This is a genomic window from Rhodococcus sp. IEGM 1409 (genome assembly GCF_030056735.1).
GTDB lineage: Bacteria > Actinomycetota > Actinomycetes > Mycobacteriales > Mycobacteriaceae > Rhodococcus_F.
Map to the genome: position 1 here is coordinate 214196 of NZ_JASHKN010000004.1, position 25259 is coordinate 239454.

Genomic DNA, 25259 nt, shown 5'->3' on the forward strand with positions numbered 1-25259 from the left:
ACATGGCACGTAAGCCGTTGATCGCCGGCAACTGGAAGATGAATCTGAACCACCTCGAGGCCATCGCTCTGGTGCAGAAGATCGCTTTCTCCTTGCCTGCGAAGTACTTCGACAAAGTGGACGTCACGGTTATCCCGCCGTTCACCGACATCCGAAGCGTCCAGACGCTGATCGAGGGCGACAAGCTCCTCCTCACGTACGGCGCGCAGGATGTCTCGGCTCAGGACTCGGGTGCGTTCACGGGTGAGATCAGCGGCTCCATGCTGGCCAAGCTCGGATGCACCTTCGTCGTGGTCGGCCACTCGGAGCGTCGCACCCTTCACGGTGAGACCAACGAGACCGTCCTCGCGAAGACCAAGGCCGCCCTCGAGAACGGCCTCACGCCGATCGTGTGCATCGGTGAAGGCCTCGAGATCCGCGAAGCGGGCGATCACGTCGCCTACAACGTCGACCAGCTCAAGGGTTCGTTGGCGGGCCTGAGCGCGGAGGAGATCTCCAAGATCGTCATCGCGTACGAGCCTGTCTGGGCCATCGGCACCGGCCGTGTCGCTTCTGCCGCAGATGCACAGGAAGTGTGCGCTGCGGTGCGAGCAACAGTCGGCGAACTTGCCGACGCCGAGGTCGCGGCCGGCGTTCGCGTCCTGTACGGCGGTAGCGTCAGCTCCAAGAACGTCGGAGAGATCGTCGGCCAGACCGACGTCGACGGTGCTCTTGTCGGCGGTGCGTCACTCAAGGCTGACGAGTTCGCGACACTGTCTGCGATCGCTGCAGGCGGTCCACTCCCGTGATGTGATCGGGTAGTGAGCTGAAACTGTGGGACACTGAAACTGCGGGCGTGTGACCGAGTAGGTCACACGCCCGCAGTTTTCTGTTCGCGAGTCAGCTCACGAGTTTGGTTTCCAAAGCGCCGACGAGCTCGGGAGCAAGCTCCAACCCGGCGGTCAGATAGTTCTCGACGGTCCCGTAGTGGTGGTCCACCTGTTCGAAGGCAGCGCCCAGGTAACTCGCGTCGACGGAAAGTAGCAATCGGATCACCTCGCCCTTGTCTGCATCTGTGGCGGCGGCGATCTTCGCGACTGTTGCATCGATGTACTCGGCCGAGTACGTATTCGTGAGCAGGTAGTCCGCCGTGATCGTTTCGCGCGGTACACCGGCGAGTGTCTGCAGTAGTGCTGCCGCCCAACCTGTTCGGTCCTTGCCCGCCGTGCAGTGGAAGAGTTGCGGCCCGTCGGTGGTCGCCAGGGCGGCGAACAACTGCGAGAATCCGTTCCGAGTGACGGGGTCCGCGACAAAACTGCGATTGATGTTCTGCATGAAAGCTGTTGCAGCGTCAGCTGTTCGGAGAGCCATTGCTTCGGCGTGGATGTTCCCGGACAGGATGGGAATGTGGGCGTACATCGCCGGTACTGGCACGATGTCGGGTGTTTCGTTCGCTTCGGTTTCGGATCGCACGTCGTAGACGGCGGTCAGCCCCAGCGATTCCACGATTGCGAGATCCTCGGGCGAGGGCGTCAGCACGTTTGCGCGGTAGAAGACTCCCCGGTTCATCGCCTGTCCGCTGGTCGTGACGTACCCGGGGCCGGCCACATCGCGGAAGTTGTGAATCGAAGCCAGACGTGGAGTATCGGGTAGGGCAGTGTCGGAAAGCATGGAGCGGGCCTTTCGGAGGTAGAGTCGCGTCAACTGAAAAACTACTGAATCGGTATCTCGACAGTGTGATCGATGCCACTGACCAAGAGTCGTGCCTGGCCGGGTGCAGAGGTGTGTGCAAGGCGGGTATGTGGTCAGGCTATCTGTCCGCGCCTGTATGGTGTTATCGGTTGTAGTTGTCCCTATTGGATTGGTGGACGTAGACAGACATGAAACTGTTCCTGGATATCCTGCTGGTCATCACCAGCTTGCTCCTCATCGCCTTGGTGCTCTTGCACCGCGGTAAGGGCGGCGGTTTGTCGAGTCTGTTCGGTGGCGGTGTCCAGTCCAGCCTGTCCGGATCGACTGTTGTCGAGAAGAACCTCGACCGGTTGACGGTCTTCACCGCGTTGATCTGGCTCATCTCGATCGTCGGCATCGGCCTGGAGATCAAGTTCGCCTGAATCTCGGCTCATGTTGCACAGCTGGTAATTTTTCACTCACGAATTTCAGACACGGAACCCCGCCTATCGAGCGGGGTTCTTTGTTTCGGTCGATAATTGTGTGATGACTGAAACCGCGTCGCATCGAGAAACACCGCGAGAGGCCACCGAGCCGCTGCGCGAAGACATCCGGCTTCTCGGCGGAATACTCGGACAAATAGTGCGAGAGCAAGCCGGCGACAATGTTTTCGATCTGGTCGAGCGAGCCCGTGTCGAGTCGTTCCGAGTCCGTCGGTCGGAGATCGACCGCGCAGAGCTGGTGTCACTGTTCGCCGAAATCAGTACGGACGACGCCATTCCCGTCATCCGTGCGTTCAGTCACTTCGCGCTGCTCGCCAACCTGGCCGAGGACATCCACCGCGAGCGTCGACGGGCCATCCACGTCAACGCGGGTGAACCGCCCCGAGACAGCACTCTCGCGGCCACGTACACCAAACTCGATGCAGCCGATATCGACTCGGCCACCGTCGCAGAAGCGTTGCGGGGCGCCCTGGTCTCACCCGTCATCACTGCTCACCCGACGGAGACTCGACGCCGCACGGTGTTCGAGACGCAGAGTCGAATCACCGAGTTGATGCGATACCGCGAGCGCACGGCGCTGAGTGTCGCCGAAACCGCTGACGTCGATCTGCAATTGCGCCGTCAGATCCTGACCCTGTGGCAGACGGCTCTGATCCGACTCAGCCGCCTCCGTATCCAGGACGAAATCGAGGTAGGCCTGCGCTACTACGATGCGGCGTTGTTCGAGGTTATTCCGAAGATCAATGCGGAGGTCCGCAAAGCTCTGCGCGCGCGTTGGCCGGAAGCAGGTCTCCTGCCGGAACCGATCCTGAGGCCGGGTTCGTGGATCGGCGGTGACCGGGACGGCAATCCGTATGTGACCGGCGAAATCGTCCAGCGTGCCACTTCGCGCGCTGCCGCAACTGCTCTCGAGCATCATCTCGAGGAACTCGAACATCTCGAGCGTGAGCTGTCGATGTCGGCGCGGCTGGTGTCCGTCACGCCCGAACTCGATCTGCTGGCGTCCACTTCCGGCGACGATTCGGCATTCCGGGCCGACGAGCCGTACCGTCGCGCGATTCGCGGTATCCGTGGGCGATTGAGCGCTACCGCACTGTCGGTGTTGGGGGAGTTGCCGGCCCACGGTTCCGATGACGGTCTCGAGGCGTACACCGATCCGGCACAACTGCAGCGGGATCTCGGAATCATCGACACCTCGCTGCGTCGTTTCGGCGACGAGACCATTGCCGACGATCGACTGGATCGACTCCGAGAAGCGGTGGAGGTGTTCGGCTTTCACCTGTCCGGTCTGGACATGCGGCAGAACTCCGAGGTACACGAAGGCGTCGTCGCAGAACTTCTGGCGTGGGCCGGAGTTCACCCGGACTACGCGTCGTTGCCGGAAGCCGAGCGAGTGGAATTGTTGTCGGCCGAGCTGACCACGAGGCGACCGCTGACTTCGCCGGACGCCGAGTTCAGCGAATTGACCACCAAGGAACTGGCCATCATGGCGGCCGGCGCGAAGGCAGTGCGGGTTCTCGGAGCGGGCGCAGTACCCAACTACATCATCAGCATGTGTACCTCGGTCAGTGACATGCTCGAAGCTGCGGTGCTGCTCAAAGAGGTCGGGGTGCTCGATCCGGGCGTCGGTAGCGAACCCTCCTGCCCGATCGGCATCGTTCCGTTGTTCGAGACGATCGAGGATCTGCAGGGCGGCGCCGACACACTGCTGGCGACGCTCGACATCCCGGTCTACCGTGCGATCGTCCGGTCCCGCGGTGACAGTCAGGAAGTGATGCTCGGGTACTCCGATTCCAACAAGGACGGCGGCTATCTTGCTGCCAACTGGGCGCTGTACCGTGCCGAGCTCGACCTCGTCGATGCCGCGCGTAAGAGCGGGATCAGATTGAGGCTCTTCCACGGCCGCGGCGGAACGGTCGGACGTGGCGGCGGACCGAGCTACGAAGCGATTCTGGCTCAGCCTCCCGGTGCAGTCGCTGGTTCTCTGAGGATCACCGAGCAGGGCGAGGTGATTGCTGCCAAGTACGCCGAACCGCGGCTGGCGCATCGCAACCTCGAAACACTCATCGCAGCGACTATCGAGTCGACGTTGCTCGATGTAGAAGGTCTCGGCAGCGACGCTGATGCGGCCTATGCGGTGTTGGACGAGCTTGCGGCACTCGCCCGCACCGCGTACAGCGAATTGGTGCACGACACACCAGGATTTGTGCAGTACTTCGAAGCGTCGACACCCGTCGCCGAGATCGGGGCACTCAACATCGGCTCTCGCCCGGCCTCCCGCAAGCAGACCAAGGCGATCTCCGACCTGCGTGCGATTCCCTGGGTGCTCTCGTGGAGTCAGTCTCGCGTGATGCTTCCGGGTTGGTACGGCACCGGCGCCGCGTTCGAAAGATGGATCGACGGAGACGACAGTCGGCTTGCCACGTTGACGGCACTGTACGAGAAGTGGCCGTTCTTCCGTACCGTGCTCTCGAACATGGCAATGGTGATGTCGAAGTCGGATCTCGGTTTGGCGGCCCGCTACGCGGACCTCGTACCCGACGCAGAACTGCGCGATCGAGTCTTCGGAATGATCACCGACGAGCACGAACGCACAATTCGCATGTACAAGGCAATCACGGGCAACGAGAATCTCTTTGCCGACAACCCAGGACTCGAGCGTTCGGTCCACAACCGTTTCCCGTACCTCGAACCTCTCAACCATCTACAGGTCGAGCTGATCCGTCGGTACCGTTCCGGCGACGAAGGCGATCAAGTGCGTCGGGGCATCCAGCTGACGATGAACGGCCTGGCCACTGCACTTCGCAACAGTGGCTAGGTGTGACAGCGGATAGGTCGGCAGGTTTACCACGGTGTGCGTGCGGCGACTCTAGGGCTGTCGCACGCACACCTCCTGCTGCGCACAGGACCGAACGGGGACCGCAGTGGATCTGCAATTGGACGGGCGAATTGCCGTGGTCACCGGCGCGGGAAAAGGTATCGGGCTGGCTGTCACGCGATCGTTGGTAGCCGAGGGCGTCCACGTTGTCGCCGGCTCTCGGTCGCTCTCGCCGGAACTCGAATCGCTGCAGTCCGGAGGCCGTATCACGTTTGTTGCGGTCGATTTGGCGAGTGCCGAAGGCTCAACGCGACTGCTCGAGGTCGCAGCAGAAAGAGGAGGCGCCGACATCCTGGTGAACAACGTCGGTGCTGTCACCCCGAGAACCAGCGGTTTCGCACGTATCACAGACGAAGAGTGGGCGGCATCGTTCAATCTGACTTTCTTGTCGGCTGTGCGCACGGTTCGCGCCGCGTTACCGGAATTGATCCGCCGAGGTGGCGGGAGCATCGTGACGATCAGTTCGGTCAACGCCTTCCTGCCTAACCCCATGGTGATCGACTACAGCGCCGCCAAAGCAGCGCTGACCAACTTCTCGAAGTCGTTGTCGAAAGAGCTGGGCGGGAAAGGGATCCGCGTCAACACCGTCAGTCCTGGGCCGGTGCAAACGGAGTTGTGGCTCGGGAAGCGCGGAGTGGCGTCGACGTTGGCGAAGGCGAGTGGATCAGCCGCCGACGACATCGTCGAAAGTGCCGCGGCCGGCGCCGAGACTGGGCGGTTCACTTTCCCTGAAGAGGTTGCCGACCTGGTGTTGTTCCTCACCAGCGATCGTGCGGGGAACGTGACGGGCGCGGACTTCGTGATCGACGGCGGTCTGATCAAGACCTTGTGACCTCTGATCAAGACCTTGTGATCATTGCCGCCTGAAACCTGATCAGGTGCGCGACGGTCGATGACGTGATGCACAGGATCACTGCGGACACGATGACCACCCACAGTCCCCACCCGATGGACGGCCCGGTGGTGTGCCCGGCGACCTCGGCACTACGTCCCACGATGGTCGCGGCGTTTCCGACGGCAACGATCAGGACAGCGATTCCCACCAGCGGTCCCGTGCAGTGATTTTTCATGTCGGGGGTTACATCGCGAACCATGATCGCGATCAGCGCAGTGACCGCCCCCATCGCGAGGAGGAGAGTAATCACCCCGCATTCGTCGATACCACTGTGGTCGAGGGCGGAAGACGACGTCCACGGGCCGAGGCTGCCGGCAACGATCCCCGCGCACGCCCACAACGATCCGACGAGATTCGGTCCGAAACGGGCGGGCATGAGGGAGGGAATTGCGCGGGTAGTCGGCGGCTGAAACCCGAAGGCGCGTTGGTGATCCGGCTGATTGGGTGTGAACGTCACGCGACGGACCGCCTTTCCTCCGCGGCGTCGATGCGCCCAATCCGTTGCTTTTTCGGAGTCTAAGGGCCGTCCACTTCAGTTTTGCCGAATCGACCGAAATTGATCGAACCGGCACTACCGGTCAGTGAACGAAGTCCAGCGCTTCCTTGATCCACGCATTGAACTCGACGTTCGAACTCGTACCGGTTCGGTCGACGACGATCCATCCCTTGCTCATCGGCTTGCCCCGCATCTCGGGCCAACTTGCACCCTTGTGTGTCAGGAGCTCGTCGACTCGATCGGGGTCACAACGAACCATGATGTTGCCGTGTGAGTTCGCGCTGGCGGCCAGCTTCCCGTTGACCATGAAGCTCAGGCCACCGAACATCTTTACTTCCTCGACGTTGTCCTCGCCCGAGAGCGCGTCGCGGATACGCTCAGCTAGCGCTTTGTCGTATGCCATGGAGGCCTCCTGGGGGTGGAGTTCCAGGTTAGATCAGGTGGCGCAGGTACGTCTGTGGGTCGTGAAGGAACCGTCGCCAGTTCGAGACGAGATCGAGGTCTTCCCATCCTGCGGCTCTGATTCCCCATTCGCCGATCTCGAGCAGGTTGGCGTTCGGCAGTGCCGCGATGATCGGCGAGTGCGTCGCGATCACTGCCTGTGCGCCGGAGTCCACCAGCTCACCGAGCAACGCGGCGAGCGTCAACGTTCCTTGGAAGGAGAGGGCGGCATCGGGTTCGTCGATGAGATAGAACCCGCCGTCGGAGGTTCTCGACGACAAGATCTCGAGCAGCGCTTCTCCATGGGAAAGGTGATGATATTGCGGTTCAGGGTGCCGGGGATTGGGGTTGTCCTCCAGGTACGTGTACAACCCGTGCAGGGTTTCGTCCCGAAGGTAGTACGCCCACTTCGATGCGCCGGGGCTCCGTTCGACCAGAAGATCGAGGCCGCCCGGTTCACTTGATCGGGTCTGATGCCGCGTATTGGTCGACCCGCCTTCGGCATTGAGACCGAGAACGGCGGCAAGAATTTCGATGACGGTCGACTTACCGGCTCCGTTCTCGCCGACCAGAATCGTGACACCCGGTGGAAGTTCGAGACCGTCCTGAACGATCTGCGCGACCGCAGGCACCGTCATCGGCCAGCTGCCTACGTCAGCGCCCGACGATGGCCCGGCCTTGATGCGGCGGATGGGTTGTCTCTGCACGGCCATACGTTCTCACACGGCTCCGACGGGAACTGAGGCTAGTGGCGCTGCGCGAGCAATTCGACGATCCGAGCCACGAGATCGAGGGGGATCGGTTTGTTCAGCGGGAACTTCACCGTTGATTTCGCCGCTCGGTACGAGTCGACCGACTTCTCGAACTCGCCGTCGCCCGCCGGGAGTGGGTACATCGAGATGTGGTGTTTCCAACCTGCGAAATGAACCAGGTTCTTGCCGTTCACCGTCATGGTCGGCATCTGATAGCTGATGGTTTCATCGAGGCCGGGAACGGTGTTGTGAATCGTCTCGCGGATGCTTTCGAGGGCTGGTTGCACGTCGGCGGGATACGACGCGATGTATTCGTCTATCGTCGCGAATTCGGCCATGCTCGGATCCTAATCGCACTCCGACTCCCACTGACGGCGGCTTGGCGGGCAAATGAGACCATTAGGTATGAAAAATGTGGAACCCTGGGAGTTCGCTGGCATGCTCACGCATCTGCGCGCCTATCTGACCAACGCACGGCGCTTTCTGCGGGGATGGTCGTACCGCGAGGTAGACGGCTCGTCGGAAGATCGTTGACTAGTTAGGCTCAGCGTTGCTGATGCCAAAAATCTGGTCGGCTGCCGTCGGTGTCGGTGAACCCGTATTCGGTTCCGAGTTCACCTGAACTGACCGATCGCTGATTCCATCGCTTCCGGTTGGGATCGGCAGCGAGGGCCGCGATCGCACGTCCAATGAATCTCGGTGACTCGGAGCGTGCGAAATCCGGTGGCGCAGTCGGACGATCCCGATTCGGCAACAAAGCGTCACGCCAATTCGATTCACCGACACCAAAATTGTCGAGCATCATCTCCGATCGCAGGAACCCCGGAGTGATGGCGACGGCAGTACACCCGAACGGGGCCAGCTCGTGGCCTTGCGAAAACGCGAGCCGGTTCACGGAAACTTTCGCCAAGTCGTAGAACACCGAGATGCGATAGTTCGACGCGTTGTATTCAGTAGTGCCGTCGGTTATTTCGGCGACCAGTCCGCCAGGTCGAACGATCATCAGCGGCAGTAGGTGATGCGACGTGGTGATGTGGGTGTCGATCGCCAGGCGCAAGATGTGAAAGCCGTTGTCCAGATCGTGTTCCCACACCGGTGTGTTCCACTCCGCCGGACCACCCTTGAGCAATTCCGCGCCCCAGATGTCATTGACCAAGATGTCGATATGTCCGTAGTCGGCGCGCAAGCGTTCGGCGAGATCAGCCACTTGCGTGCTCTTGAGGTGATCGACGGCAATCGGCACTCCGACGCCGCCCAGTGCGGTGACAAGTTCCGCAGTCTCTTCTATGGTCTCGTCGCGCGGGTAGTCCGACTGAAGTATCCCGGAAGATGTGCTCCGACCAGTGCAGATGACGGTGGCACCGGCCTCGCCCAAGGCTGCGGCGATTCCGCGTCCGGCGCCCCTCGTCGCCCCGGCAACAACAGCTACTCGCCCGCGAAGTGTGTTCGGATTCGGTGTCCACGACATTGTTCGATTGTTCTCGCCCGGATTGCTTCGTTCAAGAGTGAGGGCGATCTGCGGAACCGAACCTTGATCCGCGGCGTCCAAGGTAGTAATTGCTCGGGGGAGCGAATCAGGGGGAGAGATGAATCGTTGTGTCGGGCAAAGTGCCCGTTGGAGAAACGGGATCTCGGGATTGAGTTCCGTTCCGTCAAAAGGAAATTCGCATCTGATCAGGGCTCGGCGGGTAATCGAAACTCGCCACGATGAGAAAGTCGTCGACGTTCCACCAAGCCGGGAGTCGCCCGAAGACGACTCCCGACCGGTGTGAAGATCAGATCTGTGAAATCAGATCACGGCAGCTGCGAGGCAGCGTCCGTATCCAGGAACCAACGCGTCGCAACCAATCCCGTGGCTCCGGCGGACGGCCAGTCCTCGGCCGAAGCGCCACCAACAGCTTCGGCAACGGCCTCGGCCTTTGCTGCGCCGGAGACGAGCAACCAGACCTCTTTGGCACGCCGAACAGCAGGCAACGTCAGTGTGATGCGAACTGGTGGCGGCTTGGGAGAGTCCGTTACCGCGACGACGAACCGCGCTTCTTCTCGAACGGCGTCGGTATGCGGGAACAACGAGTTGACGTGTCCTTCGCCGCCCATGCCGAGCAGGTGCACGTCGAACGTCGGAACCTGATTGCCGTGTGCCTGAGCACCCAGCAATTGTTCGTACGCCGTCGCCGCGCCGTGGGGATCACCGTCGTAGATGCCGTCGGATGCGGCCATCGCATGAACCCGGTCGGGATCGACCGACACATGATCGAGGAGCGCCTCACGTGCCTGCACTTCGTTCCGCTCGGGATCGCCGGACGGCAGGAACCGCTCGTCGCCCCAGTACAGATCGATCTGAGACCAGTCGATGTCGCCGGGAGCTTTCCGCAACTTCTCGAGAAGTGCGATCCCGGTTCCGCCACCGGTCAGAACGATGGACGCGACTCCTCGAGCCTTCTGGGCCTCGACGATGGTCGTGACCAGGCGTGCGGCAGCAGCATCGACCAGTTGGCCGGCGTCGGAAAACTTCTCTACGACAACATCACTCATAGGTCACCTTCTCCAATCCAGCCAGAGCTTCCTCGTAGATCTCGTCGGGATCGAGTCGACGCAATTCCTCGGCGAGGCAATCGCGTGTCTCTCGGCGACCCAGAGAAACCAGCGCGTCGGGCTGACCGGTACGGATCAACGTCGCGGTCGTGCCTTCCTGCGGACGACTGATGGAGATGCTGCGGGTCTCGAGCTTCAACTCGACCGTCAGCTCACCCGTACGCCGGATGACCGGACCGTCGATCTTGGCTGCCAGCCAACCGGCGAGAATATCCAGTGCCGGTTCGGTTTTGAGACCGGAGACCACTGCGGAGGTGATCTTCTCGTGCGGCGGCTGATCGAGAGCCGACGCGAGCAGAGCGCGCCAATAGGTGACGCGACTCCAGGCGAGATCGGTGTCACCGGCGGTGTACGACGCGAGTCGTCCCTTGATGGTGGCGGTCGGATCGGGGGCGCCGGTCGCATCGGTGATACGCCGTATCGCGAGCCTCCCGACGGGATCCTTGGCCGGAATCTCGGGTGCCTCGAGGGGCCACCACGCGACTACCGGTGTGTCGGGGAGCAGGAACGGAATGACGACACTGCTCTCGTGATCTGCCAGGGGACCGTAGAGGCGCAACACCACTACCTCCGAAGCGCCGGCGTCCCCGCCGACACGGATCTGAGCATCGAGCCGAGGCTCGCTCTGCTCGTCGCCGCGCAGAAGCACAATGACGCGGCAGGGGTGCTCGCGGCTTGCCTCGTTGGCGGCCTCGATGGCGGCCTCGGCGTTCCCGGTGTCCCTGGTGCAGACGACAAGCGTGAGCACACGTCCCAAGGTGACAGCGCCGCCGGTCTTACGCACCTCGACCAGTTTCTTGCTGACCTGGACCGTGGTGGTGGACGGCAAATCGAGAATCACTAGGGTCGCCTCCATTCGCGTCCGGTGCGTTGCATCATTTCGTCCGCAGACGGTGGTCCCCACGTTCCTGCCTCGTAGGGTTCCGGCTTGCCGCCGGCAGCCCAGTGCTCGAGGACGGGATCGAGGATCTCCCAAGACAATTCGACTTCGGCATTCACCGGGAAGAGAGACGGTTCACCGAGCAACACGTCGAGAATGAGTCGCTCGTACGCCTCCGGGGACGACTCGGTGAAAGCCTGACCGTACGAGAAGTCCATGTTGACGTCGCGGACTTCCATGCTCGATCCGGGAACCTTCGAGCCGAACCGCATGGTGACGCCCTCGTCGGGCTGCACGCGGATGACCAGAGCGTTCTGGCCCAGGTCTTCGGTCATCGTCTTGTCGAACGGCAGGTGCGGTGCACGTTTGAACACCACCGCGATCTCGGTGACGCGACGGCCGAGTCGTTTGCCGGTGCGCAGGTAGAACGGCACTCCCGCCCAGCGGCGGGTGTCGACCTCGAGGGTGATGGCAGCAAAGGTCTCCGTGATGGAATCCGCTGCGAAGCCGTCTTCTTCGAGGAGCCCGACCACCGGCAGCCCGCCCTGCCAGCCGCCCGCGTACTGGCCGCGGGCGGTGGTCTCGTCGAGGGGCTCGGCGAGGCGAGTGGCAGAGAGGACCTTGATCTTCTCCGCCTGTAAGTTCAGTGGCTCGAAGCTGATGGGTTCTTCCATCGCCGTGAACGCGAGCAACTGCAGCAGGTGATTCTGGATCACGTCGCGGGCCGCGCCGATACCGTCGTAGTACCCGGCGCGTCCACCGAGGCCGATGTCCTCGGCCATCGTGATCTGAACGTGGTCGACGTAGTGAGCGTTCCAGATCGGATCGAACAACTGGTTCGCGAAGCGCAGAGCCAGGATGTTCTGGACCGTTTCCTTACCGAGGTAGTGGTCGATACGGAAGACCGTGTCCTCGGGGAACACTTTGTTGACGACGGCGTTCAGTTCGCGAGCGCTCGCGAGGTCGTGACCGAACGGCTTCTCGATGACAACGCGTCGCCATTGACCGTCCTCGGCCTGCGCGAGGCCGGAGGCGGACAGCTGTTCGAGGACCTGAGGAAACGCGTTGGGCGGAATCGCGAGGTAGAAGCCGTGATTGCCGCCGATGCCACGCTCGTTGTCGAGCGTCGCCAACGTGTCGGACAGGTTCTGGAAGGCCTCGGCCTCGTCGAAACTGCCTTCCACGAACCGGATGCCTTCGGCGAGCCGCTCCCACACGTCCTGACGGAACTTGGTGCGGGCACCGTCCTTGACTGCTTCGAGGACGACGTTCGCGAAGTCCTCGTCCGTCCAGTCACGCCGGGCGAACCCGACCAGAGCGAATCCGGGCGGCAACAGTCCACGGTTGGCGAGGTCGTAGATGGCGGGCATGAGCTTGCGCCTGGCAAGGTCGCCGGTAACACCGAAAATCACCAGGGCGCAGGGCCCCGCAATGTGCGGAAGCCGTTTGTCGGTGCTGTCCCTAAGGGGATTCACCCAATCTGATGCCGCCGCGGAATCGCTCACAGGCTCAGCTCTTCGGGGTTGCTGCGCGGAGCTGCTCGGCAGTTGCGTCGAGCAACTCGTTCCAGGACACCTCGAACTTGTCGACGCCCTCGGTTTCGAGGACCTTGAACACGTCCGCAAGGTCGATGCCGACAGCAGCGAGCTGATCGAAGACCGCCTGAGACTCCTGAGCGGTGCCCGAGATCGTGTCGCCCGTGATCTCACCGTGGTCGGCGAGAGCGTCGAGCGTCTTCTCCGGCATGGTGTTGACGGTGTTGGGTGCAACCAACTCGGTGACGTAGAGCGTGTCGGGGTAGTCCGGGTTCTTCACGCCGGTCGACGCCCACAGCGGGCGCTGAGCCTTGGCATCGTCTGCCAGGAGTGCCTGGAAGCGGGGCTGGACCTCGAAGATCTGCTGGTAGGCGTTGTACGCCAGGCGAGCGTTTGCGAGTGCAGCCTTGCCACGAAGCTCGAGAGCTTCCGGCGTGCCGATTGCCGTGAGGCGGTTGTCGATCTCGGAATCCACGCGGGAGACGAAGAACGAGGCGACCGACTCGATGGACGAGATGTCGCGGCCGGCAGCCTTGGCGGTGTCCAGACCTTCGAGGTATGCGCCCATCACTGCTTCGTAGCGCTCGACCGAGAAGATCAAGGTGACGTTGACGCTGATGCCCTCGCCGATCACCTTGGCGATGGCGGGAATGCCTGCCAGCGTCGCGGGGATCTTGATCAGGACGTTCGGGCGATCGACGATCTTGTGAAGCTCGATCGCCTGCGCGACAGTGGCGTCGGTGTCGTGTGCCAGGCGAGGATCGACCTCGATGGACACGCGGCCGTCGACGCCGTTCGACGCCTCGAACTGCGGAGCCAGGATGTCGCACGCAGCGCGCACGTCGTCGGTGGTCACCGCGGTGATGGTGGCGTCGACATCGGCGCCGCGCTGCGCGAGCTCACGAACCTGAGCGTCGTAGTCCGAGCCCTTGGAGAGGGCTGCCTGGAAGATCGACGGGTTGGTCGTGACGCCCACGATCGACTTCGTGTCGATGAGGTTCTGCAGGTTGCCGGACTGGATACGATCTCGCGAGAGGTCGTCGAGCCAGATGGAAACGCCTGCAGCGGAGAGCTTTTCGGTATTCACGTTCTGTGTCATCGAGATCATCCCTTCAGGTCTTCAATGGCGCGGGCCGTAGCCGCGACGGCAGCGAGGGAGCGCTGCGCGGCTTCGACAGTCGCGTCGGCAGTGATGCCGAACTCCCGGAACAAGGTCTTGTAATCGGCGGAAGCGCCGTAGTGCTCGAGCGAGACGGCCTGACCGGCGTCGCCGAGGATGCGCCACCATGGCATCGCGATGCCGGCTTCGACGGACACGCGTGCGCGGACGGCGGGCGGAATGACCTCGTCGCGGTACGCCTGATCCTGCTCGAGGAACCAGTCGAGGCAGGGCACGGAAACGACGCGGGTTGCAACGCCCTGAGCTTCGAGCGTCTCACGAGCCTCGGTGGCCAGATGCAGTTCGGAACCGGTGGCCAGCAAGATGACCTCGGGCGAACCGTTGGCTGCGTCGACGAGAACGTACGCGCCGCGCTTGACGCCCTCGGCAGCCTTCTCCTTGGTGCCTTCGAGAACCGGGATGTCCTGGCGGGTGAGTGCCAGAGCGGTCGGTCCCGTCTTGTTCTCGAGTGCTGCCTGCCACGCGAACGAGGTCTCGTTGGCGTCACCCGGGCGGACGACGGCGAGATTCGGGATGGCGCGCAGTGCGGCGAGGTGCTCGACCGGCTGGTGAGTCGGGCCGTCTTCGCCGAGACCGATGGAGTCGTGGGTCCAGACGTAGGTGACGGCAGTCTTCATCAGTGCGGCCAGGCGAACGGCCGGACGCATGTAGTCGGAGAAGACCATGAAGGTTCCGCCGTACGGGCGGGTCGGGCCGTGGAGCGCGATGCCGTTGAGGATCGAGCCCATTGCATGCTCACGGATGCCGAAGTGGAGCGTGCGGCCGTAAGGCTGCGCATTCCAGTCGTTGGTGGAGATGGAGAAGGGGCCGAACGAATCTGCACCCTTGATGGTGGTGTTGTTGCTGCCCGCAAGGTCAGCGGAGCCACCCCACAGTTCGGGCAGGATCGGTCCGAGCGCGTTGAGTGCCGAACCGGAGGCCTTGCGAGTCGCAACGCCCTTGGCGTCGGCCTCGTAGGTCGGGAGCGCGTCGGCCCAGCCTGCGGGGAATTCACCGGCGAACAGGCGGTCGAAGAGTTCCTTGCGCTCGGACTCACGTGCTGCCCACGCGTCGAACTCGACCTGCCACGCCTTGCGTGCGTCTGCTCCGCGGGAGACGACCTCGCGAGCGTGGGCCAGAGCGTCGGCGTCGACGTCGAAGGACTTGCTCGGATCGAATCCGAGGGCTTCCTTGACCGCAGCGACCTCGTCGGCGCCCAGTGCGGAGCCGTGGACGTCGCCGGTGTTCATCTTCTTCGGAGCCGGGAAACCGATGATGGTGCGGAGAAGGATGATCGACGGGCGATCGACGACGGCCTTTGCCGCAGCGACTGCGTCGAGGATGCCGGAGACGTTCTCGCCGCCCTCGACGTGCTGAACGTGCCAGCCGTACGCCTCGTAGCGCTTTCCGACGTCTTCGCCGAGAGCGATCGTGGTGTCGTGCTCGATGGAGATCTTGTTGGCGTCGTAGAAGACGATCAGGTTGCCGAGTTCCTGCACACCGGCGAGGGACGAGGCCTCGGACGTAACGCCTTCTTCGATGTCACCGTCGGACGCGATCACGTAGATGTGATGGTCGAAGGGGGAGGAGCCGACCGGGGTCTCCGGATCGAACAGCCCGCGCTCACGACGCGCAGCCATCGCCATGCCGACCGCGGAGGCGAGGCCCTGGCCCAGCGGACCGGTGGTCATCTCGACGCCGACGGTGTGGCCGACCTCGGGGTGGCCGGGGGTCAAAGCGCCCCACGTGCGGAGAGCCTCGAGGTCAGCGAGCTCGAGACCGTAGCCCGACAGGTAGAGCTGGGTGTACAGCGTCAAGGACGAATGGCCACAGGAAAGAACGAAGCGGTCACGGCCGACCCATTCTGCATCCGAAGGATCGTGTCGCATGACGCGCTGGAAGAGGGTGTAGGCCAACGGCGCCAAGCTCATTGCAGTTCCGGGATGGCCGTTGCCGACCTTCTGAACCGCGTCGGCGGCGAGCACGCGGGCGGTATCGACAGCCTTGGTGTCCAGGTCGGTCCAGTCCGAGGGGTGGACGGGTTGCGTGAGGACGTGGATCTCGTCTGTGATCGACACTGGCAGATGTCTCCTGACATGGTGTACGTGGATTGCGAGGGTGGGGTGTCCCTCCACTGCGTAACCCAGCCTAATGGTCCTGGCTGTCCGGGTCGATTCGGTTCCTCCATGGCTGCGGTCTACCATCGTCCGTAGTAGAGAACAGTGTCAGCAGTGTGTCGTGAAGAGTTAGTGCGGTAACGCGTGGTGCAAGGAGAGAACGTGCGGACAGGGCAACAGCCGAGCGGACATGGCTTCGGCAGCCCAGGTGCCGCCCCGCGGGCGACCAATACCGATACGGTGTGGGGTCGCGCAACGGGCAAGGTTCTGGCTTATATCGCGCTCACGAAGCCGCGAGTAATCGAATTGCTGTTGGTGGCAACCATTCCTGCAATGCTGCTGGCCGATCGCGGAACAGTCGACATCGCCCTGATCCTCAGCACCCTCTTCGGTGGCTGGATGGGCGCAGCGAGTGCGAACTCGCTCAACTGCGTCGTCGACGCCGACATCGACAAGGTCATGAAGCGCACGGCAAAGCGTCCGCTGGCCCGCGAGGCGGTGCCGACGCGTAACGCGCTCGTCTTCGGGCTTCTTCTCGGACTCGCATCGTTCCTGTGGCTGTGGTGGCGAGCCAACCTCCTCGCCGGCATCCTCGTCGTGATCACGATCGCGTTCTACGTCCTCATCTACACGATGGTTCTCAAGCGTCGTACCTGGCAGAACGTCATCTGGGGTGGCGCTGCCGGATGTATGCCCGTCCTCGTCGGCTGGGCCGCAGTCACCGGGTCACTGAGCTGGCAGCCCGTCGTGCTGTTCCTGATCATCTTCTTCTGGACGCCGCCGCACACCTGGGCGCTCGCAATGCGCTACAAAGAAGACTACAAAGCTGCCGGTGTTCCGATGCTTCCCGTGATCGCCACCGAAGAGCACGTCACCAAGCAGATCCTGTTCTACAGCTGGGCGATGGTCGTCACGACGCTTGTCCTCGTGCCCGCGTCCGGCGTCATCTACGCCGCCATCACCATCGTCGCCGGCGCGTGGTTCCTGCTCATGGCCCATCAGCTGTACCGCAGCGTTCGTGGCGGTGCCCAGGTCAAGCCGCTGCGCCTGTTCCTGCAGTCCAACAACTATCTTGCGATCGTCTTCGTCGGCCTCGCTGTCGACTCGGTTCTCGGACTCCAGACGATCAGCGACATGCTCAGCTGATTCTGCTGTGCGCCTTTGTTAACCGCGGGCGGTTAACAAAGGCGCACAGCGCATCGCTACGGAATCAGAACGATGGATCCCGTGGTTGCTCGACCTTCCAGATCCCGGTGCGCTGTCGCCGCATCGGCGAGGGGGTATTCGGCCCCGACGCGAATATCGAGTTTCCCGGCTGCAATAGCGTCGAAGACATCGCCGGCACGCCAGGTCAGTTCCTCACGAGTGCGAATGTGATGCGCGAGCGTCGGACGCGTCAGGAACAGCGAGCCCGACGAATTGAGCCGCTGCGGATCCACCGGCGGAACCGGACCACTGGCCGCACCGAACAACGCGACAGTGCCGCGAATACGCACGGAAGCCAAGCTCGAATCAAAAGTTGTTGCGCCGACGCCGTCGTATGCCGCCGCGACTCCTTCGCCGCCGGTCAATTCCCGCACGCGCACGGCGATGTCCTCTTGGTACCGCAGGACCTCCGTGGCGCCGGCGCCACGCGAGAGTTTTTCCTTCGCATCGGATGACACAGTCGTGATGACCTTCGCCCCGAGGCTGACGGCCATCTGCGTCAGGATCAACCCGACGCCGCCCGCGCCCGCGTGCACAAGCACGGTGTCGCCGCTTTGGATCGGATACGTCGACTTCGCGAGGTAGTGCGCTGTCATCCCCTGAAGGAGCGCCGACGCTGCGGCCGATGCCGGTACACCGTCGGGCACTTTCACTGCGACTGCGGCGGGAACAGCTACCTTCTCGGCGTAGCTGCCCGTGGCCGCGGCCCACGCGACACGGTCGCCTACAGCGAATCCGGTGACGTCGGAACCGACCGCTTCGACGACACCGCTGCCTTCGTCACCGGGAATGTAGGGGAGCGGGCGCTTGTACTGGCCCATTCGGAAGTACGTGTCGATGAAATTGATGCCGATCGCCTCGGTCCGGACGAGTAGATCGCCTGGGCCCGGTTTCGGTTCGGGTTGTTCGGACAGAGTCAGAACCTCTGGTCCGCCGGTCTCGGTCACGTAGATGGCTCGCATGGTTTCTGTTCTACACCCGCGGCGACCGAGCCTCAGTCCATGCCTGGTGTCGCTTCCGGGCTACCGACCAGTATTGTCGAGTCATGAGCACCGATACAGAGAAGTCGGACGCCACCCCGTCCGCGCCGGAACTGCCGAAGTCCACGGTGAATGCCATCACCAAGTTCGTCGCCGAGCACGGCGGAACCGCCAGCGCCGTCATCCAGCCGGTCGGCGTGGCCGGCGTTCGCATCACCCTCGTGGGTGCCGACGGCATCCTCGGTGACCAGGTCGTCGAGGACCTCGCCACGGCCAATGCCGTCGTCGCGTCCTTCGAAAACGTCACCGTTGCCGAGTGGGAGCGTGAGCTGACGAGCATCGTCACCCCACAGGAAGGCCACTTCAAGAAGATGGCCGGTTGGGTTGCCAATCAGACTCGGTTCCCGAAAGCACGCAACGAATCCTGAAATGACGTGTGGGGCGGTAGGAACACATTTTGGTGTTCCTACCGCCCCACACGTGTCTTCAAGCGTCAGACAGCTGGTATCGGCGAAATGGTCGGCGTGAACTGGCGGGTCTTACCCGCGGCCCAAACTGCGGCGGTTGCAGCCGTGCACAGCCCGGCACCAGCGACGTGAAAGACGACCAAGACTGCTGGTACGTCGGTGAAGTACTGCACGATTCCGATGAGTGCCTGCGCAACGATGAGCGCGAGCAAAACCTTCAATCGGATCTTCACGGCCGCAGACGTCCCGACCGCATACAAGCCGAAGGTCAGACCCACCACTAACGCGAGGTAGCCGACCAATAGTTGTGAATGCAGATGAACCAGGGTCACGATCTCGACCTCGAGGCGAGGCACAATACGATCCATATTCTTGTCACCCGCGTGTGGGCCCGCACCGGTCACCAAGGTTCCGGCGACGAGCACGCCGGCGAGGGCAACTCCGGACAGAGCGGTCAGCCAACGCAGCGGCCTCGGCATCACGATCAGAGTTGTTGCCTCGTCGGGTTCGGCGATTTTCGCGTACATCACCGTCGCAACCCAGACCATCAGCATCGACGCCACCAGGTGGATTGCCACCGTCCACCACAGCAGCCCCGTCCGGACGGTGATTCCGCCGATCACTGCCTGAACCACAGTGCCGAGCGGCATCATCCAGGCGTAGACAAGTACCTCTTTGCGACGGCGAGCGCGAGTCACTGCGAGCACGATTGCAGCCGCGACAATGACAACCAGGAATGTGAGCAAACGGTTCCCGAACTCGACCGCCTGGTGGAGTACTGCGACCTCGCCATGGCCGACCGGAACGAAGCTACCGGGGAAGCACTGCGGCCACGTCGGGCAGCCGAGCCCCGAAGCAGTCACGCGAACCACCGCACCGGTGACAGCAATACCGCCCTGCGTCAGGATCACGATGAACGCGATGATCTTCTGCGTTTTCAGCGAGGGGAGAGGTAGTCGATCCACCAAGCGCAAAAATTCGGCATACACACGATTCACCACGCCAACGATCGTAGTTCCCCATCAACTACACAGTGTCGTTGGGGCCGTGCCGGGTGACTGCGACACGCGACATGCATGCGATTGCACTGCGTTCGATGCTCGGTGTGCAGCTCAAAGTGTCCAAGGGACAACCAAGGATCTACGCACTTGCTCCGCTGACGACCACTCACCAGGCAATCGAATCCTCATGATACAAAATGTATGGCTTCTCGATGCTCTACGCAGGGCTTCGTTTGGGTGAATCTGTTGTGAAGCAACGTATTTACGAGTAGGACGAAACGCAGAAATCGAACTCACTCCGCATGCGCTGCAGCACAAATTCGCAACCGAACTGGTCAACAACGGTTGTTCACCGGAGATTCTGCGTAGCCAGCTCTCTCGGTGCGTGACGACCGGACACGCGACTGCAAGTGCGTGGTGTGCATGCACTGCATGCAGAGGTGGTTAGCTGAGTTAGGCGTTTTTCGTTGCGCGGACAGCACGAAGCGCGCTGCTATTTGTGTAGTGGAACGTACAACTACATGCGGTTACCCGGCATGCACACGATTCGCTACGCCAACGATCGTAGTTCCGCCCCAGCTACCCACTGTAGTTGGGGCGGGCGCGCGTCAGTTTGCGCGAACCCGCACGATTCCCGAGATCGTTCCCTGGAAGTACTCGCCGGACTCGGTGATGAGCGCAGACATCTGCAGGGTGTCGTTGAGGATGGTCGACGGTAGGGGAGTCGAACCGATCTGTGACCCGTCCTTCGAATCGATCACCGCGAACGAGTAACCGTCGAGCGGGGAGGTGTTCGGAGCGCCGTCCCGCGTCACGGTGTAGATCGCGCCGTCGGCCGTCGAGAGGTGAGGGACCGCCGAGCTACGAATCGTGTTGTCCCACACCACATGGCAGCCGACCGGATCGATGTCGACGCGGGTCATGCCGCCGTTGAAGGGCGCCGTGGCTGGGACCGCTGGACCGGCACCTTCAGGAGTCGCGGGGTACGGGTATCCGTAAGTGCCGGCGACGTAGACCGAATGCCCGATGCCGACGGGCGAGTTCTCGCTGCCGCTCGGGGAGCCGTCCTGGCTCGCGGCAGTCAACACCGGCTGTGTGCACACCTCGGCGCCCGTGTCAGCGCGATAGACATGCAAGCTCACCGTCGGGTGAGCATTGTCGACGATGGTCAAGAAATCGCTGCCCGTCGACGGGCCGAAGTACGTCGGAGTCGATCCGGTTCCCCAGCTGAGCTGACCCGGATTGCGGGCCGGCCCGCGATCGTACGGCTGACGCCAGTCGACGACGACCTCGTCGCCGCTTCGCTTCAACTGGTAGAGCGCGTGAGTGGTGGCGACGGCAGTGCCCGTCGGGGAGGTGGAGATGCTGTTCTGCACCTGTTCGCCCTCGGGGAGAGCGATGCTGTGCGCGATTCGATCCGTGCCGACATACCCGACGGTGCCGTGCCCGGTGGCGAACCAGACATTGCCTTCCCAGTCCGGAGCAAGGCCGGTGACATTGTCGTCGGCGGCAACCGCACCACTGAGATCGACTACATCGGCGAGCTCCAGCCGCCAACTGCCGTCCGGATTCTGAGCGTGGGAAATGCGGACCAGCTGACGATTTCCGTCGACTGCGACGAGGCGGTTCTCGTTGTCCAGGTAGGCGTAGACGCCACCGAGCAGACTGCCCTTCGCGAGCGGCAGTTGCGCTACGGATCTGCCCAACGGCGTGGCGTCGGCCTTCGGATCGATCAAGTGGATGGTCGGGATCTGGCCGATCATCGTCGTGCAGAGCGAGACGATCATGCCGTCGGAACCCTGCAGGACCGTCGGGCAGGCGGCCATCATCGGGAAGGCGGTCACTTCGTGGGGGCCGGTTCCGGGTCCGGGCAGCGGAGTGACGTCGGACGAGCCCGCGTCACCGTGCATGGTGGAGGTACCGACGGGACCGAGGAACGGATTTGCAGGTGCGAGTGGACCGGACACCGAAGGAGTCGCCGTTGCGGGTCCGGCACACAACATCACTGTTGCGGCCACACAGCCGACGATCTGAGCTGTCCGTCGCGTACTCACGTGAACTTGAACCACCTTGCTGCGCAGACACCGGCCACTGCGGCCCAGATGAGAAGTACGAGAATCGAGAACCAGTCCGTCGAGGTGTCGAGGGCCGCTTCGAGAGCGTGTGCGAGAGCACCGGACGGAACAATGCGCACCAGCGTGTGGACAGCGGTCGGAAGTTCGCCACTGGCGAAGACCACACTGCCGATGCCCACCATGATGAACCACAAGACGTTGGCGAGAGCGAGAACGATCTCTGCTCGCAAAGTGCCGCCGAGCAGCAGTCCCAGCGCTGCAAACGTGACAGTACCGATGGCAATGACCACTGCGCCGAGTACCAGTTCGGCGAACGACGGACGCCACCCCAACGCCAAACCGATAGCGCCGAGCAGCAGTGACTGCAGTGCCACGACGATGATGACGGCAGCGCTCTTGCCTGCGATGATTCCCCACCGCGGTAGCGGCGTTGCGCCGAGTCGTTTGAGCGCGCCGTATCGGCGATCGAATCCGACGGCGATGGCCTGTCCGGTGAACGCCGTCGACATCACGGCAACCATCATGACACCAGGGAGCACGGTATCGACCCGAGAATCACCCAAATCGCCGATCGGAAGTAGACACAGCCCGATGAGCAGGGTGATCGGGATGAACATGGTCAGCAGCAATTGCTCACCGTTGCGGAGAAGAAGAGTCAGTTCCAGCTTGGTCTGCGCCGCGAGCATGTCGGCCGCCGAACTGGGGCGGGGATCCGGCGAGAAGGTGCCCGGCTCGAAGCGGTTCTCGGCGAGCCGCCGTTCTCTCGCCACGCTGATGGGACTGTTCTGGCCGTTCGCTGCTGTTTCGTTCATGACCTTGATCTCCGTCATCCCCTCAGTTCCCGGCCCGTCAATTCGAGGAAGACGTCTTCCAGACTCCGTTGATCGACGCGGATGTCATTGATCAGCACGTCCTGATCGGCACACCACGTCGCGACAGTCGCCACGGTTGCCGGATCGATTGCACCTTCGACGACGTAGGTGCCGGGGTTGGATTCCTCGACGCGGAACCCGGCTAGTGAACCGGCCAGCGAATCCAGGCTCAAACCGGGAACCGTCGTCAGACGGAGTTGTCCTTCGGCGCCCTTGCTGGTGACCTCGGCCGGCGTTCCCGATGCGACGATTTTGCCGTGGTCGATGATGACCAGTTCGTCGGCGAGCGCTTCGGCCTCGTCCATGAGGTGCGTGGTGAGCAGGACGCTGACGCCGTCGCGGCGCAGAGCGTCGATGAGTTCCCACACGAGTAGACGTGCCTGAGCGTCGAGTCCAGCGGTGGGTTCGTCGAGAAATACCAACTCGGGACGGCCGACCAGCGCGCATGCCAGAGACAGTCGTTGCTGCTGGCCGCCGGAGAGGCGACGGTAGGGCGTCTTGCGCGCATCGGTGAGGCCGAGTTTGGAAAGGAGCCAGGTGGGATCGAGTGGGTCGGCAGAGTATGCGGCGACGAGGTCGAGCATTTCTCCGGCCTTGGACCCGGGGTACGCGCCGCCGCCCTGCAGCATGACGCCGATTCGCGAGCGGACTTCACCGGAGTCGGCGATGGGGTCGAGACCGAGCACTCGAACGGTGCCGGCATCGGGGGTGACAAACCCTTCGCACATCTCGACGGTTGTTGTCTTACCGGCTCCGTTGGGTCCGAGCAGGGCAACGACCTGGGCCGTCTCGACAGTGAGATCGATACCGTCGACGGCTCGAACACCGTCGAAGGACTTGACGACACCCTGGATCTGTACCGCCGGCGTCGACGATCTGGAAGCTCTCGAGGTCACGGGGAATCAGCGTAAGCCCCCGCCGAGTTGTCTTCGTCTACCGGTCCGCCTTTCGTGATCTCCGCTACTGGCTTGTCGCTACGCCAGGGGAGTGAATTGCGGGTGAAGACGATGAGCGTTCCGGCGGTGAGGATGGTCGCGATGACGGCCTGCACGATCATGAACGGAAGGTATTCGGCGCCGTTGGACATCAACATGACACTGACGATCGAGGTGAAGACCACGGCGGGGATGCGGAAAATCGGTGCGGTGGCCCAGGCTGCTAGCGGAAGTATCGCCCACAGCAGGTACCAGGGCTGAACGACCGGGAACAGGAGAACGATGGCTCCGAGTGCGATGCCGAGTCCACCGACCGGGTGAATGCGACCCATGTATACCGAGATCATCATCCGCGCGGTGATGAGAATGGCGACCAGGTACGCGATTGGCCGCGTGATCGTGAGGATGGCCGTCGTGTGATCGCCGAGTCCGAGCAATACACCTGCCAACCCCGTGCCGACGCCCAGGAGTGTCGGGATGGACATCCAACTCCGGACTGCCGTAGCGGTGTCGAGGGTGTTGATCCACCCCATACCGAGCCCACTGGCCGCGCTGATGACAAACGTGACGACGGCGGCAACGATGCCCAGGAGAATCGCGGCTCCCGCCAAGGCTTTCCAGGTTCCACCCCAACGCCGGGCCAGAGCCATGCCGACAAATCCGAGTGCAAGCAAGGACGGAATTTTGACGGTCGACGACAACGCGATCAATCCGGATCCCGCGATGAGATAGAACAGCGCCCGCCCACGGATGGGCCCGGACCCTTCGACTGCGCGGAGGGCGATCTCGATTCCGGCGAGCATCAACCCGAGCATGAGCGCTTCGTTGTGGATGCCGGCCACCAAGTGGAAGAGCAGCAGCGGGTTCGCGGCACCGAGCCAGAGTGAACTGACGGCGGAGACGCCGCATCGCTTGGCCAGTCGAGGTATCGCCCACACGATGAGCGCGACGCCGGCCAACGCGAGCAAGCGGTGCAAGAAGATTCCGGCCACGATGTTGTCGCCGGTCAGTGAGCTGATCCCGCGCCCCAGCCAGAGGAAGAACGGCCCGTACGGAGCCGGCGTGTCCCGCCAGATGGTCGGAACCGTGCGGGTGAGAACGTGGTCGACGCCCAGTGCCGCCTTGGGACCGATGGCGTATGGATCGAGTCCGCGGGCCGCGATTTCGCTTTGTGCCAGATACGAGTAGACGTCGCGGCTGAACATCGGCGGTGCGACGGAGAGCGGCAGGATCCACAGCAGGAGTGTGCGGTCCAACTGAGAGCGGGTCATGCGCCGCGGTGCGCCGGAGCGGCTGCGTATGTCTCCGACGGCGAATCGGCCCATCATCAGCCAGGCGAGAACGACGAGCACCGTTCCGGTCATCGTCATGGTGAGCGAGACCGTCGGCATACGTCCGGGAAGACTGAGGACTCGAAGGCCTGCGGTCGGATTCTGCAAGACGGGTTGTGCGCCGGCGCCGAGCGCGCCCACTGCCATCAATACCGAGCCGGTTGCGCCGAATCTGCGGATCCCTCGCAGTTGCGCGGTTTCCTTCGCGTTCAGGCCCGGGCGCTCGCTTTCGTCGCCGTGCAACACCGCGGCCATACTCTGCCGGGGAACGGACCCGAAAGGCCGAACGCCGATCGTGGAAAGCGCGAGTGCCTTGGGTTTGTCCAGCAGGATCGCGCGCGCCGATCGCGCGGTCGTCGTCTTCTCGGGGGTCTGCGGCACACCAGGCAGCGTAGCGGCTCCATCCGGCCGGACAGACAAGCACAAACAACGTGCGTTGTCCGGATATTCCCGAATGTAATGCAGGTTGCCCTTAGTAGACCTGCGAAAGG

At 62.8% G+C, this 25259-nt stretch carries 25 protein-coding genes; 8 read left to right on the forward strand and 17 right to left on the reverse strand.

The window, feature by feature from the left end:
• Window positions 1-2: 2 nt before the first annotated feature.
• Window positions 3-788 carry a triose-phosphate isomerase gene (gene tpiA, locus QM716_RS13790; protein ID WP_283304641.1) on the forward strand — a complete coding sequence of 262 codons (786 nt, stop codon included), beginning with the start codon at window positions 3-5 and terminating at the stop codon, window positions 786-788.
• Window positions 789-879: 91 nt separating this feature from the next.
• Here the strand turns inward: tpiA and QM716_RS13795 are convergent, their stop codons facing one another.
• On the reverse strand, window positions 880-1650 hold the full coding sequence (locus tag QM716_RS13795; RefSeq protein WP_283304642.1) for a tyrosine-protein phosphatase: 771 nt from the start codon (window positions 1648-1650) through the stop codon (window positions 880-882).
• Between the two features lie 209 nt (window positions 1651-1859).
• Here QM716_RS13795 and secG point away from each other — a divergent pair, with 209 nt between their 5' ends.
• From secG to QM716_RS13810, 3 genes are all read left to right on the forward strand, one after another.
• On the forward strand, window positions 1860-2093 hold the full coding sequence (gene secG / locus QM716_RS13800) for a preprotein translocase subunit SecG (RefSeq protein ID WP_003944946.1): 234 nt from the start codon (window positions 1860-1862) through the stop codon (window positions 2091-2093).
• A gap of 103 nt (window positions 2094-2196) precedes the next feature.
• Window positions 2197-4971, forward strand: a complete 2775-nt coding sequence (ppc, locus tag QM716_RS13805; RefSeq protein ID WP_283304643.1) for a phosphoenolpyruvate carboxylase — start codon at window positions 2197-2199, stop codon at window positions 4969-4971.
• 106 nt (window positions 4972-5077) lie between these two features.
• Window positions 5078-5863, forward strand: coding sequence for an oxidoreductase (locus QM716_RS13810; RefSeq protein ID WP_283304644.1), 786 nt, complete (start codon window positions 5078-5080; stop codon window positions 5861-5863).
• Window positions 5864-5870: 7 nt separating this feature from the next.
• Here QM716_RS13810 and QM716_RS13815 read toward each other — a convergent pair whose 3' ends face one another.
• From QM716_RS13815 to QM716_RS13830, 4 genes are all read right to left on the reverse strand, one after another.
• Window positions 5871-6383 (reverse strand): hypothetical protein, encoded by a 513-nt coding sequence (locus QM716_RS13815; protein ID WP_283304645.1) that lies wholly within the window; start codon window positions 6381-6383, stop codon window positions 5871-5873.
• Window positions 6384-6504: 121 nt separating this feature from the next.
• Window positions 6505-6825, reverse strand: coding sequence for a TfoX/Sxy family protein (locus QM716_RS13820; RefSeq protein ID WP_283304646.1), 321 nt, complete (start codon window positions 6823-6825; stop codon window positions 6505-6507).
• 28 nt (window positions 6826-6853) lie between these two features.
• Window positions 6854-7576: an AAA family ATPase gene (locus QM716_RS13825; RefSeq protein WP_283304647.1), complete on the reverse strand. Its 723-nt coding sequence runs from the start codon at window positions 7574-7576 to the stop codon at window positions 6854-6856.
• A 32-nt stretch (window positions 7577-7608) separates the two neighbouring features.
• The gene (locus QM716_RS13830) at window positions 7609-7953 is read right to left on the reverse strand and encodes an iron chaperone (RefSeq protein ID WP_283304648.1); all 345 of its coding nucleotides are present in this window, start codon (window positions 7951-7953) and stop codon (window positions 7609-7611) included.
• Window positions 7954-8020: 67 nt separating this feature from the next.
• Here QM716_RS13830 and QM716_RS13835 point away from each other — a divergent pair, with 67 nt between their 5' ends.
• Entirely contained in the window at window positions 8021-8149 is a 129-nt protein-coding gene (locus tag QM716_RS13835) for a hypothetical protein (protein WP_283304649.1), read from the forward strand.
• Window positions 8150-8159: 10 nt separating this feature from the next.
• Here the strand turns inward: QM716_RS13835 and QM716_RS13840 are convergent, their stop codons facing one another.
• From QM716_RS13840 to tkt, 6 genes are all read right to left on the reverse strand, one after another.
• Entirely contained in the window at window positions 8160-9083 is a 924-nt protein-coding gene (locus tag QM716_RS13840) for an SDR family oxidoreductase (RefSeq protein ID WP_283304650.1), read from the reverse strand.
• A 326-nt stretch (window positions 9084-9409) separates the two neighbouring features.
• Entirely contained in the window at window positions 9410-10150 is a 741-nt protein-coding gene (gene pgl / locus QM716_RS13845; protein WP_283304651.1) for a 6-phosphogluconolactonase, read from the reverse strand.
• Window positions 10143-11051 (reverse strand): glucose-6-phosphate dehydrogenase assembly protein OpcA, encoded by a 909-nt coding sequence (gene opcA, locus QM716_RS13850; protein ID WP_283304652.1) that lies wholly within the window; start codon window positions 11049-11051, stop codon window positions 10143-10145. Before opcA ends, pgl begins: the two co-directional genes overlap by 8 nt.
• Window positions 11051-12595 carry a glucose-6-phosphate dehydrogenase gene (gene zwf / locus QM716_RS13855; protein WP_283304653.1) on the reverse strand — a complete coding sequence of 515 codons (1545 nt, stop codon included), beginning with the start codon at window positions 12593-12595 and terminating at the stop codon, window positions 11051-11053. The genes opcA and zwf overlap by 1 nt, the downstream gene beginning before the upstream one ends.
• A gap of 4 nt (window positions 12596-12599) precedes the next feature.
• Entirely contained in the window at window positions 12600-13724 is a 1125-nt protein-coding gene (tal, locus tag QM716_RS13860) for a transaldolase (protein ID WP_283304654.1), read from the reverse strand.
• 5 nt (window positions 13725-13729) lie between these two features.
• Window positions 13730-15862 (reverse strand): transketolase, encoded by a 2133-nt coding sequence (gene tkt, locus QM716_RS13865; RefSeq protein WP_283304655.1) that lies wholly within the window; start codon window positions 15860-15862, stop codon window positions 13730-13732.
• A gap of 201 nt (window positions 15863-16063) precedes the next feature.
• Here tkt and QM716_RS13870 point away from each other — a divergent pair, with 201 nt between their 5' ends.
• A complete protein-coding gene (locus QM716_RS13870) occupies window positions 16064-17047 on the forward strand; it encodes a heme o synthase (protein WP_283304656.1) in 984 nt (327 codons plus the stop codon).
• A gap of 56 nt (window positions 17048-17103) precedes the next feature.
• Here QM716_RS13870 and QM716_RS13875 read toward each other — a convergent pair whose 3' ends face one another.
• Complete coding sequence (locus tag QM716_RS13875; protein WP_283304657.1) at window positions 17104-18069, reverse strand: quinone oxidoreductase family protein; 966 nt, start codon at window positions 18067-18069, stop codon at window positions 17104-17106.
• A gap of 83 nt (window positions 18070-18152) precedes the next feature.
• Here QM716_RS13875 and QM716_RS13880 point away from each other — a divergent pair, with 83 nt between their 5' ends.
• A complete protein-coding gene (locus tag QM716_RS13880; protein WP_283304658.1) occupies window positions 18153-18515 on the forward strand; it encodes a hypothetical protein in 363 nt (120 codons plus the stop codon).
• Window positions 18516-18580: 65 nt separating this feature from the next.
• Here QM716_RS13880 and QM716_RS13885 read toward each other — a convergent pair whose 3' ends face one another.
• A complete protein-coding gene (locus QM716_RS13885; RefSeq protein WP_283304659.1) occupies window positions 18581-19555 on the reverse strand; it encodes a COX15/CtaA family protein in 975 nt (324 codons plus the stop codon).
• A 53-nt stretch (window positions 19556-19608) separates the two neighbouring features.
• Here QM716_RS13885 and QM716_RS13890 point away from each other — a divergent pair, with 53 nt between their 5' ends.
• On the forward strand, window positions 19609-19746 hold the full coding sequence (locus QM716_RS13890) for a hypothetical protein (RefSeq protein WP_283304660.1): 138 nt from the start codon (window positions 19609-19611) through the stop codon (window positions 19744-19746).
• Between the two features lie 417 nt (window positions 19747-20163).
• Here the strand turns inward: QM716_RS13890 and QM716_RS13895 are convergent, their stop codons facing one another.
• The 4 genes from QM716_RS13895 to mptB are packed head-to-tail and all read right to left on the reverse strand — an operon-like array spanning window position 20164 to window position 25149.
• The gene (locus QM716_RS13895) at window positions 20164-21558 is read right to left on the reverse strand and encodes a hypothetical protein (protein WP_283304835.1); all 1395 of its coding nucleotides are present in this window, start codon (window positions 21556-21558) and stop codon (window positions 20164-20166) included.
• Window positions 21559-21605: 47 nt separating this feature from the next.
• Window positions 21606-22442, reverse strand: a complete 837-nt coding sequence (locus tag QM716_RS13900) for an ABC transporter permease (RefSeq protein WP_502942036.1) — start codon at window positions 22440-22442, stop codon at window positions 21606-21608.
• 14 nt (window positions 22443-22456) lie between these two features.
• Window positions 22457-23398 (reverse strand): ABC transporter ATP-binding protein, encoded by a 942-nt coding sequence (locus QM716_RS13905; RefSeq protein WP_283304662.1) that lies wholly within the window; start codon window positions 23396-23398, stop codon window positions 22457-22459.
• Window positions 23395-25149 carry a polyprenol phosphomannose-dependent alpha 1,6 mannosyltransferase MptB gene (gene mptB, locus QM716_RS13910; protein WP_502942037.1) on the reverse strand — a complete coding sequence of 585 codons (1755 nt, stop codon included), beginning with the start codon at window positions 25147-25149 and terminating at the stop codon, window positions 23395-23397. Before mptB ends, QM716_RS13905 begins: the two co-directional genes overlap by 4 nt.
• Window positions 25150-25259: the final 110 nt, after the last annotated feature.